At 44.1% G+C, this 13,392-nt stretch carries 13 protein-coding genes; 10 read left to right on the plus strand and 3 right to left on the minus strand.

Features of this window, described 5'->3' with window-relative positions:
• The first annotated feature begins 48 nt into the window (after positions 1 to 48).
• Positions 49 to 207 (plus strand): hypothetical protein, encoded by a 159-nt coding sequence (locus F9L33_RS15695; RefSeq protein ID WP_193221946.1) that lies wholly within the window; start codon positions 49 to 51, stop codon positions 205 to 207.
• 37 nt (positions 208 to 244) lie between these two features.
• On the plus strand, positions 245 to 1,231 hold the full coding sequence (locus F9L33_RS02465; RefSeq protein ID WP_152141144.1) for a DUF4105 domain-containing protein: 987 nt from the start codon (positions 245 to 247) through the stop codon (positions 1,229 to 1,231).
• Between the two features lie 24 nt (positions 1,232 to 1,255).
• Here the strand turns inward: F9L33_RS02465 and F9L33_RS02470 are convergent, their stop codons facing one another.
• On the minus strand, positions 1,256 to 1,924 hold the full coding sequence (locus F9L33_RS02470; RefSeq protein WP_152141145.1) for a hypothetical protein: 669 nt from the start codon (positions 1,922 to 1,924) through the stop codon (positions 1,256 to 1,258).
• A 288-nt stretch (positions 1,925 to 2,212) separates the two neighbouring features.
• Here F9L33_RS02470 and guaB point away from each other — a divergent pair, with 288 nt between their 5' ends.
• From guaB to F9L33_RS02485, 3 genes are all read left to right on the plus strand, one after another.
• Positions 2,213 to 3,667: an IMP dehydrogenase gene (guaB, locus tag F9L33_RS02475; protein WP_152141146.1), complete on the plus strand. Its 1,455-nt coding sequence runs from the start codon at positions 2,213 to 2,215 to the stop codon at positions 3,665 to 3,667.
• Positions 3,668 to 3,835: 168 nt separating this feature from the next.
• The gene (locus tag F9L33_RS02480) at positions 3,836 to 5,026 is read left to right on the plus strand and encodes an RsmB/NOP family class I SAM-dependent RNA methyltransferase (RefSeq protein ID WP_152141147.1); all 1,191 of its coding nucleotides are present in this window, start codon (positions 3,836 to 3,838) and stop codon (positions 5,024 to 5,026) included.
• Positions 5,027 to 5,148: 122 nt separating this feature from the next.
• Positions 5,149 to 6,837: an ATP-binding protein gene (locus F9L33_RS02485; RefSeq protein ID WP_193221947.1), complete on the plus strand. Its 1,689-nt coding sequence runs from the start codon at positions 5,149 to 5,151 to the stop codon at positions 6,835 to 6,837.
• Here the strand turns inward: F9L33_RS02485 and F9L33_RS02490 are convergent, their stop codons facing one another.
• On the minus strand, positions 6,838 to 7,434 hold the full coding sequence (locus F9L33_RS02490; RefSeq protein WP_152141149.1) for a sulfotransferase family 2 domain-containing protein: 597 nt from the start codon (positions 7,432 to 7,434) through the stop codon (positions 6,838 to 6,840).
• Between the two features lie 197 nt (positions 7,435 to 7,631).
• On the opposite strand from F9L33_RS02490, the gene recA reads away from it, so the two are divergent.
• The 3 genes from recA (at position 7,632) to F9L33_RS02505 (ending at position 10,040) form a co-directional block, all read left to right on the plus strand.
• On the plus strand, positions 7,632 to 8,720 hold the full coding sequence (gene recA, locus F9L33_RS02495) for a recombinase RecA (protein WP_152141150.1): 1,089 nt from the start codon (positions 7,632 to 7,634) through the stop codon (positions 8,718 to 8,720).
• Positions 8,721 to 8,854: 134 nt separating this feature from the next.
• Positions 8,855 to 9,487 carry a LysE family translocator gene (locus tag F9L33_RS02500; protein ID WP_152141151.1) on the plus strand — a complete coding sequence of 211 codons (633 nt, stop codon included), beginning with the start codon at positions 8,855 to 8,857 and terminating at the stop codon, positions 9,485 to 9,487.
• A 4-nt stretch (positions 9,488 to 9,491) separates the two neighbouring features.
• Positions 9,492 to 10,040, plus strand: a complete 549-nt coding sequence (locus F9L33_RS02505; RefSeq protein ID WP_152141152.1) for a hypothetical protein — start codon at positions 9,492 to 9,494, stop codon at positions 10,038 to 10,040.
• Here the strand turns inward: F9L33_RS02505 and F9L33_RS02510 are convergent.
• Positions 10,037 to 10,294: a methionine synthase gene (locus F9L33_RS02510; RefSeq protein WP_152141153.1), complete on the minus strand. Its 258-nt coding sequence runs from the start codon at positions 10,292 to 10,294 to the stop codon at positions 10,037 to 10,039. The genes F9L33_RS02505 and F9L33_RS02510 overlap by 4 nt on opposite strands.
• A 144-nt stretch (positions 10,295 to 10,438) precedes the next feature.
• On the opposite strand from F9L33_RS02510, the gene alaS reads away from it, so the two are divergent.
• A complete protein-coding gene (gene alaS / locus F9L33_RS02515; RefSeq protein WP_152141154.1) occupies positions 10,439 to 13,093 on the plus strand; it encodes an alanine--tRNA ligase in 2,655 nt (884 codons plus the stop codon).
• Positions 13,094 to 13,096: 3 nt separating this feature from the next.
• A complete protein-coding gene (locus F9L33_RS02520; protein WP_152141155.1) occupies positions 13,097 to 13,387 on the plus strand; it encodes a DUF1330 domain-containing protein in 291 nt (96 codons plus the stop codon).
• Positions 13,388 to 13,392 lie beyond the last annotated feature (5 nt).

The following is a 13,392-nucleotide window of genomic DNA, read 5'->3' on the forward strand; positions in this document are numbered from 1 at the left end:
ATATGGCTCATACAATTCTTTTAGAGAAACAACATACTCTGATGGTCTGTGGTCATTAAAACCAACGCACAGAAAGCGAATGGCGAATATGGACTTCAGGAACTGGGATCATTTACTGTTGATGGTTCTGGTTGGGAAATATTCTTTAAAGGTAAAGCTTATTATGGTGGCAAGGAAAAGAAACGTACTTTAAAACGGATTAAATAGTTGGGTTGAATCTATTAATGTAGAAAGGTGGATTCACATGAAATTTTTCAAGTTTATTTTAATCGCAATCTTTGCACTAATCATAATTGGATACGGTACATGGTTTTCTATAGCTTTGTTCTACCAAGGGTTTTTACCGTTAAAATGGCTACTTATCGGACTTTGGAGCTTGTTCGCACTGTTTTGCCTTTTGGGGGTCTTCAAAGCTGCTGGTCGTACACGGTCTATATTAAGCTTCTTAATTGCAATGGTTCTAAGTTTAGGATGGTGGACATTCGGTATTACGCCAAAGTTAAATCGCGATTGGAAACCAGAGGTTGCACGCACAGTGACTGCTGACATTGATGGGTCTCTGATCACATTAAATAATGTCCGTAATTTCGATTGGACAACTTCCGATGACTTTGTGGAAAAGTGGGAAGACCGCACGTATGACTTGGATCAGTTAGAAAGCATTGATCTGTTCGCATCCCATTGGGGCAGTGAAGCGATTTCACATTCTATAATGTCATTTAGGTTTACAGACGGGGAGCGCATCGCGTTTTCTGTGGAAATTCGCAAAGAGCAGCATGAAAGCTTTTCCACAATCGGTGGGTTCTTTAAGCAATATGAATTGGCGATCATTGCAGCAGATGAAAATGATATCATTCGTGTGCGCACCAATGCGCGCGACCCGATTGAGGACGTGTATCTGTATCCTTTGAAAACGACAATGGAACGTCGCAAGGCATTGTTTTTAGGATATATTGAAAAAGCTAATGCAGACGCAAAAAAAGCTCGGTTTTACAACACGATTACAGCGAATTGCACAACGGTAGTCTATACTTTGATTAAAAGCTACCGTGATACAGTGCCGCTTGATTGGCGTATCCTAGCATCTGGGTATTTACCTGATCTTTTGTCTGAGATGGATGAATTGAACTGGATGAAACCTCATGGAGATATCCGCGCAAGAGCAGCAATTACAGATAAAGCACAGGGTATTCTAGCAGGGCAGAATTATTCAGAGCTGATACGCAAGTAAAACCGCAATAATCGAGGTGTTAAGCTATTTATCAGGCCCACTGGTTAAGCTGTTATGGTCATCGCCAATGAATGGTTCTGGTGGGTTCGCTCCATTATGTTTAAAGGAGAATTTTAATTTACATAACTGATCACTGCTGTTCCATTGGCCTTCATCGCATTCTACATTTTTAATATGAAGGGTGGAAAAGCGCATCTGCTCTATAATTTTGCCGTACTTCCTCTTGAGTGCTATGGTTATTTCTTCTTGCTGGTCATTAACATGCATCGATGATTTATTTTCGAAAGTATAATTTGTAATGATCGTGCCTGGTTTGATGAATGCTACAATTGTGCTGTTTGTTATGCGAAATAATTTTGCGCCAACTTCTGCCTCTGTGTAAGCATATAAACCTTCTGGTAATGCTGCGATCCATTGAGCCAGATATCGTTTCCCATTTATAGATATAACATCTGCCTTTTTACTCCATGTCCCTACATTGAAATGGTACCCTTTTCTATGACATCTAACAGGGAATGATCCCGAACTTACGGGGCAAAATTTTGGATAATGAACGCTAAAGCCTGAGGTTAATTCTTGGACCAAAACAACAGAATTCGGATTTGGATTGGTATCAATTGTAAGAGCCAATAAGGGAGAAGATGAAGCAAATAAACTTGCTGCAATTACGAGGGCTTTGAACGTGGCTTGCATTATAATGGCCTATTTTAGGTGCCAAACCTGCGCATTGAATTTAGTAAAATTAGAAATAATAGTGTATTTGTGCTATAAATTGCAGGTGTGGTCTTTAAGATATTGTACGTCAAATGTGCTAAAACTCAATAATAAAACATTTACTTTGCAAGTGTGTTTAATTTTCCAAAGCCATCTAAAAAATTGATATATTCATCAATTGTAGGCGCTTTAGCAATTTGCCTCTTTCAATTTATCCACATCCATGAGATATGGCAGCGTCAATACCGATAACTCTTGGAGATAGTCATGGAGATTCGTGAGGCCCTCACATTTGATGATGTTTTGCTCGTACCAGGTGCGTCCAGCGTTTTGCCGTCTGATGCCAATACTGCAACGCATGTAACGAAATCTATTGCAATGAATATCCCATTGTTAAGTTCTGCGATGGATACAGTCACCGAAGCGCGTATGGCTATTGCTATGGCGCAAGCGGGGGGGATTGGGGTGATCCACCGCAATCTGAACGAAGAAGAACAAGCGGATCAAGTTCGCCGTGTGAAACGTTTCGTAAGTGGTACAGTTTATTCTCCAGTTACATTAAAAGCCAATCAGACTTTAGCAGATGCAAAAGCATTGCAAGAACGTTACCGCGTCACCGGATTTCCTGTTGTTGATGAAGACGGTAAGGTTGTGGGCATTGTGACAAACCGCGACATGCGTTTTGCAACCGATGACAGCACACCTGTTTCACATATGATGACAGCAAATAATTTGGCGATTGTACAAGAGCCCGCTAATTTGGACGACGCTAAGTTGATGATGCAAGAGCGCCGCATCGAAAAGCTATTGGTAGTGGATGGCTCAAATAAGTTAACTGGCCTTTTGACATTGAAAGACTTGGAACAAGCTGTTTTGAACCCACAAGCCTGTAAAGATGAATTGGGCCGTTTGCGTGTGGCTGCCGCCTCTACAGTAGGGGACGCGGGTTTTGAACGCTCGTCACAATTGATCGACGCAGGTGTCGATCTGTTAGTTATTGATACGGCGCATGGTCATTCGATTAGTGTGTCGCATGCGGTTGAACGTATTAAAAAGCTGAACAGTAATGTGCAAGTTGTGGCAGGTAACGTTGCAACAGGTGAGGCAACCAAAGCTTTGATCGGTGCAGGTGCAGATGCTGTTAAAGTTGGTATTGGACCAGGGTCTATCTGTACGACACGTATCGTTGCAGGTGTTGGTGTTCCTCAGTTGACCGCGATTGATGATTGTTCAAATGCAGCCGCCGCTGACGGTGTTCCTGTGATCGCTGATGGTGGTATTAAATTCTCTGGCGATTTCTCTAAAGCAATCGCAGCGGGTGCACACTGTGCTATGGTTGGCTCTATGCTGGCTGGCACAGATGAAGCACCAGGTGAAGTGATCCTATACCAAGGCCGTAGTTTTAAGTCCTTCCGTGGTATGGGTTCTGTTGGAGCTATGGCACGTGGGTCTGCTGATCGGTATTTCCAAAAAGAAGCAAGCACTGATAAGCTGGTGCCTGAAGGTATCGAAGGTCAAGTGCCTTACAAAGGTGGAGTTACATCAGTTGTGCATCAAATGATCGGCGGCTTGCGGGCTTCAATGGGGTACACAGGATGTGCAACTGTTGATGAGATGCGTCAAAACTGTAAGTTTGTGAAAATTTCTGGTGCCGGTTTGAAAGAAAGCCATGTACATGATGTTCAGATTACACGCGAAAGCCCGAATTACCGGATTGGTTGATCATTCAAAACGGGTAAAGATATTCTAGTTCCCTTGGAGGAACAGCGGTTGACGATACTTGAGCATATAAAACTGCTTGAAGATAATTAACGTTTTCCAAGATAAAGATTCATATTCATAAGTGTTTGATCTTTTGAATATGAAATTACAATCAGATTGGTTCTAATTATGACCCCAAGTGCACGATATGCTGCTGCCATAGATATTTTAGACCGCATATTTGATGGAGCGCCTGCAGAAAAAGTTTTAACCAACTGGGCGCGATCAAATCGCTATGCAGGCTCTAAGGATCGTGCGGCCGTTCGAGATATTGTTTTTGATTGTTTGCGGTGTAAACGGACTTTTATGTTCCGCGCTGGTTTTGAGACTGGCCGAGGTTGCGTGATGGGGCATATTTTAGCGCAAGGTGCTCAAATAGAAGATTTTTTCACGGGTGAGAAATTCGCACCAGCCGTTTTATCTGATGTAGAGTTTACCGTTTTACAAGAACATAAAGGCTGCCCAGAATTTGCAATACAATTGGATATTCCGAATTGGATTGCCCCAAAACTTGATGCCGCTTTAGAGGATGACGATCTTGTGCCTGCGTTATCATCATTGCAAAGTCGTGGATCATTGGATTTACGTGTTAATACCTGTAAGACCACCATCACATCGGCACAGGCTTCTTTGGCGAAAGAGGGTGTTGAAACTGAGGTTTTAGAACTTTCTTCTAGCGCTTTACGCGTTTTAACAAACCCTCGTCGTGTTGCACTCTCAGAAGCGTATCAGAATGGTTTGGTTGAAATCCAAGATGTTGGTTCGCAGATGATTGTTGATGCATTGCCATTGGATACCGTGCAAACAGTTCTGGATTATTGCGCAGGCGGTGGTGGTAAATCTTTAGCGATTGCTGCGCGTTCTGGTGGTAGTAAAAAGCTTTATGCTTATGATCAAAGTCAGGCACGGATGAATGATTTGCCTGCACGGTCCAAACGGGCTGGTGCTCAGGTAAATGTATTAACAAACGACCCTGCCAAACAAAAAATGCAGTATGATCTGGTGTTATTAGATGTTCCATGTTCTGGAACAGGGGCATGGCGCCGAAATCCCGATGGGAAATGGCGGTTTACTAAACGAGACCTAGAAGATCTTTGCATTGTTCAGCAGGATATTTTGCGAAGTACACAAAATTTGGTCAGCACACAGGGATATTTAGCCTATGTGACGTGCTCATTGCTGCTGGAAGAAAATGAAAACCAAATTGAAACCTTTTTAAAAGAGAATCCTGAATGGATATCTTTGAAGCGGATGCGGTTATCGCCAAGCCGTGGAATGGATGGGTTCTTTTTAGAAGTTTTGCAGAAAATACAATTATAGGTTGTTTTTCGTTCAGTAATTTCTTCTAATACTAGTATTGGAAACATTTTATTGATGCGAATTTTATGATAAAAATTTTGACCCTTAAAAGGGATTGGTGGGTAATTGCTACCGTAATATGCATGGCTGCTTTGGTTGCTACCTTGGTCCCTGAACTGGATTCCAGTTTATATCCAGTACTGATTGTCATACCAATTGCGGTTTTTATGACAGCAGGCTTGATATATTGGTTGATTGTATCAAATCGTATTCATTTACAACAAAAAGGCGAAGAGGGTGCTGCAAAGATTGCTAAGCGCAGTTTTGCACATACGGGTGTTAGCACAGTTCAAGACCTGTTTGACGATCTGCCGATAGCATTGTTGCGTGTTACGAAAGATGGACAAATCAAGCAAACAAACCAATTTTCACGCAATATTCTTGGTATTCGCGAAGGTGATTGTCCAAATATTTCTGAAATTATATCTGGGCTGGCGCGCCCAGTACCAGAATGGTTAGAAGAATTAACTGAACGCGCCGCACGAGGAGAACCAAAACTTGTACAAGTGACGGGACCAAAGTCAGAGGTTTTCCTACATGTTTCATTGATAAGTATGGACCCAAGAGGCGGCTCTGATTTAATTGCAGTGATCAGTGATGCAACAGAATTAAAAACCCTAGAAGCGCAATTCGTACAAAGCCAGAAAATGCAGGCGATTGGGCAATTGGCTGGCGGTGTTGCGCATGATTTTAATAATCTATTAACGGCTATTTCTGGTTATTGTGATCTTTTGCTATTGCGGCATGACAAAGGTGATCCTGACTATAGCGATCTGATCCAAATCCATCAAAATGCCAATCGTGCTGCTGCTTTGGTGGGGCAATTATTGGCATTTTCACGCAAGCAGACATTGCAACCAGATGTTTTGAACGTGGATGAAGCACTGGCGGACATGACCCATTTGTTGAACCGTTTATTAGGTGCCAAAATTGATCTGGTACTTAGGCATGCAGAAAACCTACCGAATGTTTACGTTGATAAACGACAGCTAGAACAAGTCGTCATGAACCTTGTTGTGAATGCGCGTGATGCAATGCCCGAAGGAGGGCAGGTTGATATCTTAACCTGTGAAAGAGTTTTCACTGAAGACACGGCCAAAGAAGGGGTGACCATCCCTAAGGGGCGTTATATTGAAATTGTTGTATCAGATAATGGTTGCGGCATTAAACCTAAAAACCTGTCCCATATATTTGACCCGTTTTTTACAACCAAAGATGTAGGTGAGGGAACTGGATTAGGGCTTTCGACGGTTTATGGGATTGTTAAACAAACTGGTGGTTATATTTTTGCTGACAGTGCTTTGGGCCAAGGAACCTCTTTTAGTGTAATTTTACCCGTCACAAAACATGTCGAACAACCCGTTGTTGATACTATGACTGGGCCACGTATGATTGGACAATCACTGAAAGGTACCACCGTTCTTTTGGTAGAAGATGAAGTTCCCGTTCGTAGTTTTGCTGCACGTGCATTAGCGATGCAGGATGTAACAGTTATAGAGGCAGGATCAGCAGAAGAGGCGTTAAAGTTTGTAAATGATTCCAGCTTACATATTGATATCTTTGTATCAGATGTGGTGATGCCTGGTGAAGATGGTCCAACATGGGTGCGCAAGGCTTTGATCACGCGCCCTGATGTAAAGGTTGTATTTGTGTCTGGGTATGCAGAAGAAACATTTTCCCAAGAATTTGGTTCCATAGTTGGGGCTAAATTTTTATCGAAACCTTTTACGTTATCCAGTCTTATTCAAACCATACATGATATTTCCGGCTGATTAAGAGGCAACACCTTCGTATATATCGAAATCAATTCGATAAGCGTTCTGTAATTCGCGCTGTAATTCAGGACTTAAAGAGAGTTCCATCTTGGGGGATACATTGGCTTTGGGTAAATTGATTTGCTTTTTCAAACGCTCAGATAAGAATCGCACCATAGCGTTCATATGGTCGTATTTGAAAATATGTGTCATGCCGACATTACCATTCTTATCAGATATAAATTTTGCTTGGTTGCCAACATTTGCATAGGCTGGCTGGTCATCTTGCAAGTACCCTTCGACAAATTGGTTAAAACTTAAGTTATTTGTGCTGTTGGGTTTGCCTATCAATTCATTGCGGGAGCGGTATCTGTACCAACTGCCCAACCAATCAACGGGCTCCCTGAATGCTGCAACGCAATCAGGTTCGTTTGGCATAACCGTTTGAACAAAGGGCTCTAAAAGACGTTTGTACTTTCTATAGGGAGTGTGCTTTAGGGATGGCATTTTTGATAAACGGATTTCACATAAGGTCCCGAGTGTTGTTTCTATAGATGTAGATGCGGTCTTTGGTGTGGCGAAAAAAACTAAATTTTCTTTTATAAATATCAACATCTTATTTGATCTGCCTGTGTACTCGATAAATCGTTTATAATATTTTTACCTATCATAAACTAACTTTACCAAAAGTAGAATTATAAAATTTATCTTGAAATGTTCCTGTTTTGGTCTCATAACGATAAAAGAGAACATAAATGGAACAAACGACTCATTGTTGCGATCGCAGGGATGTGAAATAAAAAGGAAAAAACATGGGTGCGACTTTACTAGATATGACCGACAAAAAAGCAATGGATAAACAAAAGGCGCTAGAAGCAGCCTTGGGACAGATCGAACGCCAATTCGGCAAAGGCTCTGTTATGAAACTGGGGCAAGACAACCCAGTGATGGATATCGAAGCAACATCAACAGGCTCGTTGGGTTTGGATATCGCACTGGGCATAGGTGGTTTGCCCAAAGGCCGTATTATCGAGATTTATGGCCCTGAAAGTTCAGGTAAAACAACGCTGACTTTGCACGCTATTGCGGAAGAACAGAAAAAGGGCGGTATTTGCGCATTCGTGGATGCGGAACATGCATTGGATCCTGCGTATGCGAAGAAACTTGGTGTGAATTTGGACGACCTGTTGATTTCACAGCCAGATGCAGGTGAGCAAGCTTTGGAAATCACAGATACATTGGTGCGTTCAGGCGCTGTTTCCATGGTTGTCGTGGATTCGGTTGCCGCTTTGACACCAAAAGCGGAATTAGAAGGCGATATGGGCGATCATCAGGTTGGTGCACAAGCACGATTGATGTCGCAAGCGATGCGTAAATTGACAGGCTCAATTGCGAAATCAAACTGTATGGTGATTTTCATCAACCAAATCAGAATGAAGATCGGCGTGATGTTTGGATCACCTGAAACCACATCTGGTGGGAATGCGTTGAAATTCTATTCCTCTGTTCGTTTGGATATCCGCCGCATTGGTGCGATCAAGGATCGTGATGAAATTGTGGGCAACCAAACACGCGTGAAAGTGGTGAAAAACAAAGTTTCACCGCCGTTCAAACAAGTTGAGTTTGATATCATGTATGGCGAAGGCATTTCCAAACGGGGTGAATTGATTGATCTTGGCGTGAAAGCTGGATTGGTTGAAAAATCAGGCTCTTGGTTCTCATATGGGGATGAACGCATCGGGCAGGGCCGTGAGAATGCGAAGAATTATCTGAAAGAAAACCCACGTATGGCGCTGGATATCGAAGATAAAATTCGGGCATCACATGGTTTGGATTTTGATATGCCAGCTGAAGAAGCCAAATTGGTAAAAATGGATGACGATGCGGTTGTTGAAGATTAAATGTGTCTGAAATTAAAGTTTAAAAGGCCAAAGGTTTTCTTTGGCCTTTTTGTTTTTCACAGTGACATGCGATAATTTCTTTACAGTTTTAAAAAATAATGGCTTGGTTCCGATATAGCATTTTAGGAATGATTATGGCTTTTGAACTTTGGCTGGCTTTCGTGGCTGCATCCACCGCATTATTGCTTATTCCAGGGCCGACAATATTGCTGGTGCTGAGCTATGCATTAAGCCAAGGGCGCAGAGTTGCCGTGGCAACCGCTGTTGGCGTTGCCGTTGGTGATTTAATCGCGATGAGTGCATCGCTTGCAGGGTTAGGCGCTTTAGTCTTGGCATCTGCAACTTTATTCACTGCTTTGAAATGGGTAGGGGCTGCTTATTTGATCTATTTGGGTGTTAAGTTGTTTCGCAGTGCGCCCAATGCAAAGGTTGCAATACTCAGCGATGTTGTAGATTTGCCAATGTCCAAAGTCTTTAGCCATGCAGCGGCCGTGACGGCCTTGAACCCCAAGTCCATCGTATTTTTTATAGCCTTCGTGCCACAATTTATCACCACAGAAACGGCATTGTTGCCGCAGTTTTCCATCTTAATAGCTACCTTTGTTTGTTTGGCTGCATTCAATGCCTTAGTATACGCACTCTTGGCTGATAAGCTGCGCGAAAAGATTTCAAAGCCTGCTGTTATTGTTTGGCTTACAAAGTTTGGTGGGGCGGCATTAATTGCAATGGGAGTTGCAACGGCTACGTTCCGACGCGGAACGGTGTAAATTCATGTCGCAGGTGACAATGGATGAATTGCAGGCTGCAATTCCTGATATTTTAGATGCGCCAAAAGATAATGTGCCCGTGCAAATACTCTGTTTGCGCCCTGATTATGGGGAAAGGCAGATTGTGGATCAGATTGAGTTGACCAAAGAATTTGGAATTCCTAGTGAACGTTGGTCAACAGCGGCATGGATGAAACTGCCCGATGGCAAACCTGATCCGCGTATTCAAGTTTCAATTTTGAATAAACGCGTGATGGATTTGGTATGGCTGGATCGGGAAAATACACCACATCCAGGTGATCCGATTGTTGCAGATATTGATACATCAGAGGCGAATATGCCGATTGGTACTATCTTGCAGATTGGAACCGCTGTAATCCGTGTAACCGATGCATTCAATGATGCCTGTGTGAAATGGAAAGTTCGTTATGGCAAAGATGCCAAGGACTGGATTGTACGGCCTGAAAATATCAAACACAAATTGCGCGGATTGCTATGCGAAGTTGTGATAGATGGGCTTGTTTCCAAAGGGGATATGATCCGTAAGGCTTAACTATCGTTTCCCTTTTTCGCTTCACGCCTGAAAAGAATGGCCAAGACAAGAGTTAACCCAAATATAATCGCAGGTGTTGTAACCAATAAATTGAAATCTTCCCCGCTCAACATCCATGGGTATTTGACACTGCAATTCGTTGAGTTGACTGAACCAAAGGCGCAGGCCATGCCCATAACATATATATAAAAGAACGCCCAAAGTCCCAGAACGATTGCGGCTAGTATAAAGAATATAATGGAAAGAATTTTCATGTGTGTCCTGCGTGATGAAATACAGATGTGTTTATATAATGCTATCCTAGCTTTGTGGTAGAGTCGATAAAGGTAAACGTAAGCTGTGGACACCCGTTATCCCCTTGGATACAACGCTGTAAACGACTTAAGCGGAATAGCCAGATGACCAGCGTAAATGACATTCGTGCAACCTTTTTGAACTTCTTTGATCGGAATGATCATCAAGTGGTACAAAGCTCGCCTTTGGTGCCGCGTAATGATCCGACTTTGATGTTTGTGAACTCTGGTATGGTGCAGTTTAAAAATCTGTTCACAGGTCAAGAAACACGTGATTATGTGCGGGCTACTTCGGCGCAAAAATGTGTGCGCGCGGGTGGTAAGCACAATGATCTGGACAATGTTGGTTATACGGCACGTCACCATACATTCTTTGAGATGATGGGGAACTTTTCCTTTGGCGATTACTTCAAAGAGCAAGCGATTACGCAAGCGTGGGATTTGATCACCAAAGACTTCGCAATTGATAAGGATCGTTTGTATGTGACGGTCTATCATACGGATGATGAGGCAGCGGATATTTGGAAGAAATACGCCGGCCTGCCTGATGATCGTATTATTCGCATCGATACAGATGACAACTTTTGGAAAATGGGTCCAACGGGACCTTGTGGACCATGTACCGAGATTTTCTATGATCACGGTGATCACATTTGGGGTGGTCCTCCGGGATCACCAGAAGAAGATGGTGATCGGTTTATCGAGATTTGGAACCTTGTTTTCATGCAAAACGAGCAGTTCGAAGATGGATCCATGGTGCCATTGGATATGCAATCCATTGATACAGGCATGGGTATTGAACGTGTTGCAGCATTGTTGCAGGGCAGCCATGATAACTACCAGACGGATTTGTTCAAGGACCTGATCGAAGCGTCTGCACATGCAACGGGTGTTGATCCTTATGGGGATATGAATGTCAGTCACCGTGTGATTGCGGATCATTTACGCTCGACTTCATTCCTAATTGCGGATGGCGTTTTGCCATCGAATGAAGGCCGTGGGTATGTGTTGCGCCGTATTATGCGCCGTGCGATGCGCCATGCGCATTTGTTGGGGGCGCAAGATCCTGTGATGCACAAATTGGTGCCAGCTTTGGTGAAACAGATGGGCCAAGCCTATCCTGAATTGACCCAAGGCCAAGCGATGATCGAGGAGACATTGCTGTTGGAAGAAACACGTTTCAAAAAGACTTTGGATCGCGGTTTGAAATTGCTGGATGATGAGGTCAGCGGTTTGGGTGAAGGCGGAACCTTGGCGGGTGACACGGCATTTAAGCTTTATGACACTTATGGTTTCCCTGTTGATTTGACCCAAGATGCCCTGCGCGAAAAGGGCATGACGGTTGATGTCGATGGGTTCAATGCAGCAATGGAAGAGCAGAAAGCCAAGGCGCGTGCGGCGTGGTCTGGCTCTGGCGAAGCTGCGGATGAAAGCATTTGGTTTGATATTGCTGAAGACAAAGGTGTGACAGAGTTCCTTGGGTATGACACCGAAACAGCAGAAGGTCAGGTTGTGGCTGTCGTTGTGGATGGGGCTTTGGCGGATAGTGCAGACAAAGGCACAGCTGTTCAGGTTGTTTTGAACCAGACGCCGTTTTACGCGGAAAGCGGTGGTCAGATTGGTGACAGCGGTGTTTTGAAAACGGATGGTGCTACAGTTACTGTGTCCGATGTTAAGAAAAAAGCTGGCGTGTTCATTCACATCGGTGAAGTGAGTGAGGGCACGTTGACCAAAGGCGCAGCAGCTGAGTTAACAGTGGATCACGGTCGCCGTTCAGCCATTCGCAACAGCCACTCTGCAACGCATTTGTTGAACGAAGCATTGCGGAATGCGTTGGGCGATAATGTTGCACAACGCGGGTCGTTGAATGCAGTGGATCGCTTGCGTTTCGATTTCAGCTATTCCAAAGCGATGACTGCGGATGAAATTAAAGCGGTTGAGGCAGAGGTGAATGCTTATATTCGTCAAAATAGCAGTGTGGAAACACGGATTATGACGCCTGATGATGCGCGTGAACTGGGTGCGCAAGCCTTGTTTGGTGAGAAATATGGCGACGAGGTCCGCGTTGTTTCTATGGGTGTTCAAGGCGGCTCTGGTAAGGGATTGGATAAGAATACTTATTCGCTTGAATTATGTGGCGGTACGCATGTCAGCCAATTGGGTCAGATCGGTTTGTTTGCCTTGTTAAGTGAAAGCGCATCGTCAAACGGTGTGCGCCGTATCGAAGCGCTGACTGGGCAAGAAGCGTTAAAGCATCTGACGGGACAATCCGCTGCTTTGGCAGGTGTTGCTGGTACTTTGAAAGCAAAGCCAGAGGATGTGTCCGTGCGCGTTCAGGCGTTGCTGGATGAGCGTAAAGCGTTGCAAAACGAAGTGGCAGAGCTGCGCAAAGCGGTTGCTATGGGCGGCGGTGGTCAATCTGCCGAGGCTGAGGATGTGAATGGTGTGCCGTTCTTTGCGCAAGTGCTGAAAGATGTGCCAGGCAAAGACCTGCGCGGTTTGATTGATGAGCATAAGAACCGTTTGGGCTCTGCTGTGATCCTGTTGATTTCAGATGCGGGCGGCAAAGCGGCTGTTGCGGCTGGTGTGACCGATGATTTGACAAGCAAAGTGAGTGCTGTGGATGTTGTGAAAGCAGCAGCTGCGGAATTGGGCGGCAAAGGCGGCGGTGGCCGTCCTGATATGGCGCAAGCGGGTGGTGCGGATGCAGCAAACGCAGATAAGGCGGTTGCGGTCGCGAAAACAGTTTTAGGAGCATAAAACATGGCAGCTTATTGCATGGTTCAAATCAACGTTCATGATGCGGATGAATACGGTAAATATGTAGAGTTGGCAGGTCCTGCTGTTGCAAAATATGGTGGGGAGTTTTTGGTGCGCGGTGGCAAATGCGTGACCAAAGAAGGGCCAGAACAATTGCGCAACGTGATCATTCGTTTTGAAGATTTTGATACGGCTGTGAAGTTCTATGATGGACCAGAGTATCAAGAAGCTTTGGGCTTTGCGCTGGCAGATGGTGTGTCCACACGCAACTATACAATCGTTGAAGGTCTGTAAGACCA

Origin of the sequence: Amylibacter sp. SFDW26 (assembly GCF_009184395.1) — a bacterium.
Taxonomy (GTDB): domain Bacteria; phylum Pseudomonadota; class Alphaproteobacteria; order Rhodobacterales; family Rhodobacteraceae; genus Amylibacter.

Excerpts from the sequence above, each read along its gene's own strand:
- F9L33_RS02480 (WP_152141147.1), top strand. The coding sequence starts at position 3,836 with ATGACCCCAAGTGCACGATATGCTGCTGCCATAGATATTTTAGACCGC.
- F9L33_RS02505 (WP_152141152.1), top strand. The coding sequence starts at position 9,492 with ATGTCGCAGGTGACAATGGATGAATTGCAGGCTGCAATTCCTGATATT.
- F9L33_RS02465 (WP_152141144.1), top strand. The coding sequence starts at position 245 with ATGAAATTTTTCAAGTTTATTTTAATCGCAATCTTTGCACTAATCATA.
- guaB (WP_152141146.1), top strand. The coding sequence starts at position 2,213 with ATGGAGATTCGTGAGGCCCTCACATTTGATGATGTTTTGCTCGTACCA.
- F9L33_RS02500 (WP_152141151.1), top strand. The coding sequence starts at position 8,855 with ATGGCTTTTGAACTTTGGCTGGCTTTCGTGGCTGCATCCACCGCATTA.
- F9L33_RS02510 (WP_152141153.1), bottom strand. The coding sequence starts at position 10,294 with ATGAAAATTCTTTCCATTATATTCTTTATACTAGCCGCAATCGTTCTG.
- F9L33_RS02520 (WP_152141155.1), top strand. The coding sequence starts at position 13,097 with ATGGCAGCTTATTGCATGGTTCAAATCAACGTTCATGATGCGGATGAA.
- F9L33_RS02470 (WP_152141145.1), bottom strand. The coding sequence starts at position 1,924 with ATGCAAGCCACGTTCAAAGCCCTCGTAATTGCAGCAAGTTTATTTGCT.
- recA (WP_152141150.1), top strand. The coding sequence starts at position 7,632 with ATGGGTGCGACTTTACTAGATATGACCGACAAAAAAGCAATGGATAAA.
- alaS (WP_152141154.1), top strand. The coding sequence starts at position 10,439 with ATGACCAGCGTAAATGACATTCGTGCAACCTTTTTGAACTTCTTTGAT.
- F9L33_RS02490 (WP_152141149.1), bottom strand. The coding sequence starts at position 7,434 with ATGTTGATATTTATAAAAGAAAATTTAGTTTTTTTCGCCACACCAAAG.
- F9L33_RS02485 (WP_193221947.1), top strand. The coding sequence starts at position 5,149 with ATGGCTGCTTTGGTTGCTACCTTGGTCCCTGAACTGGATTCCAGTTTA.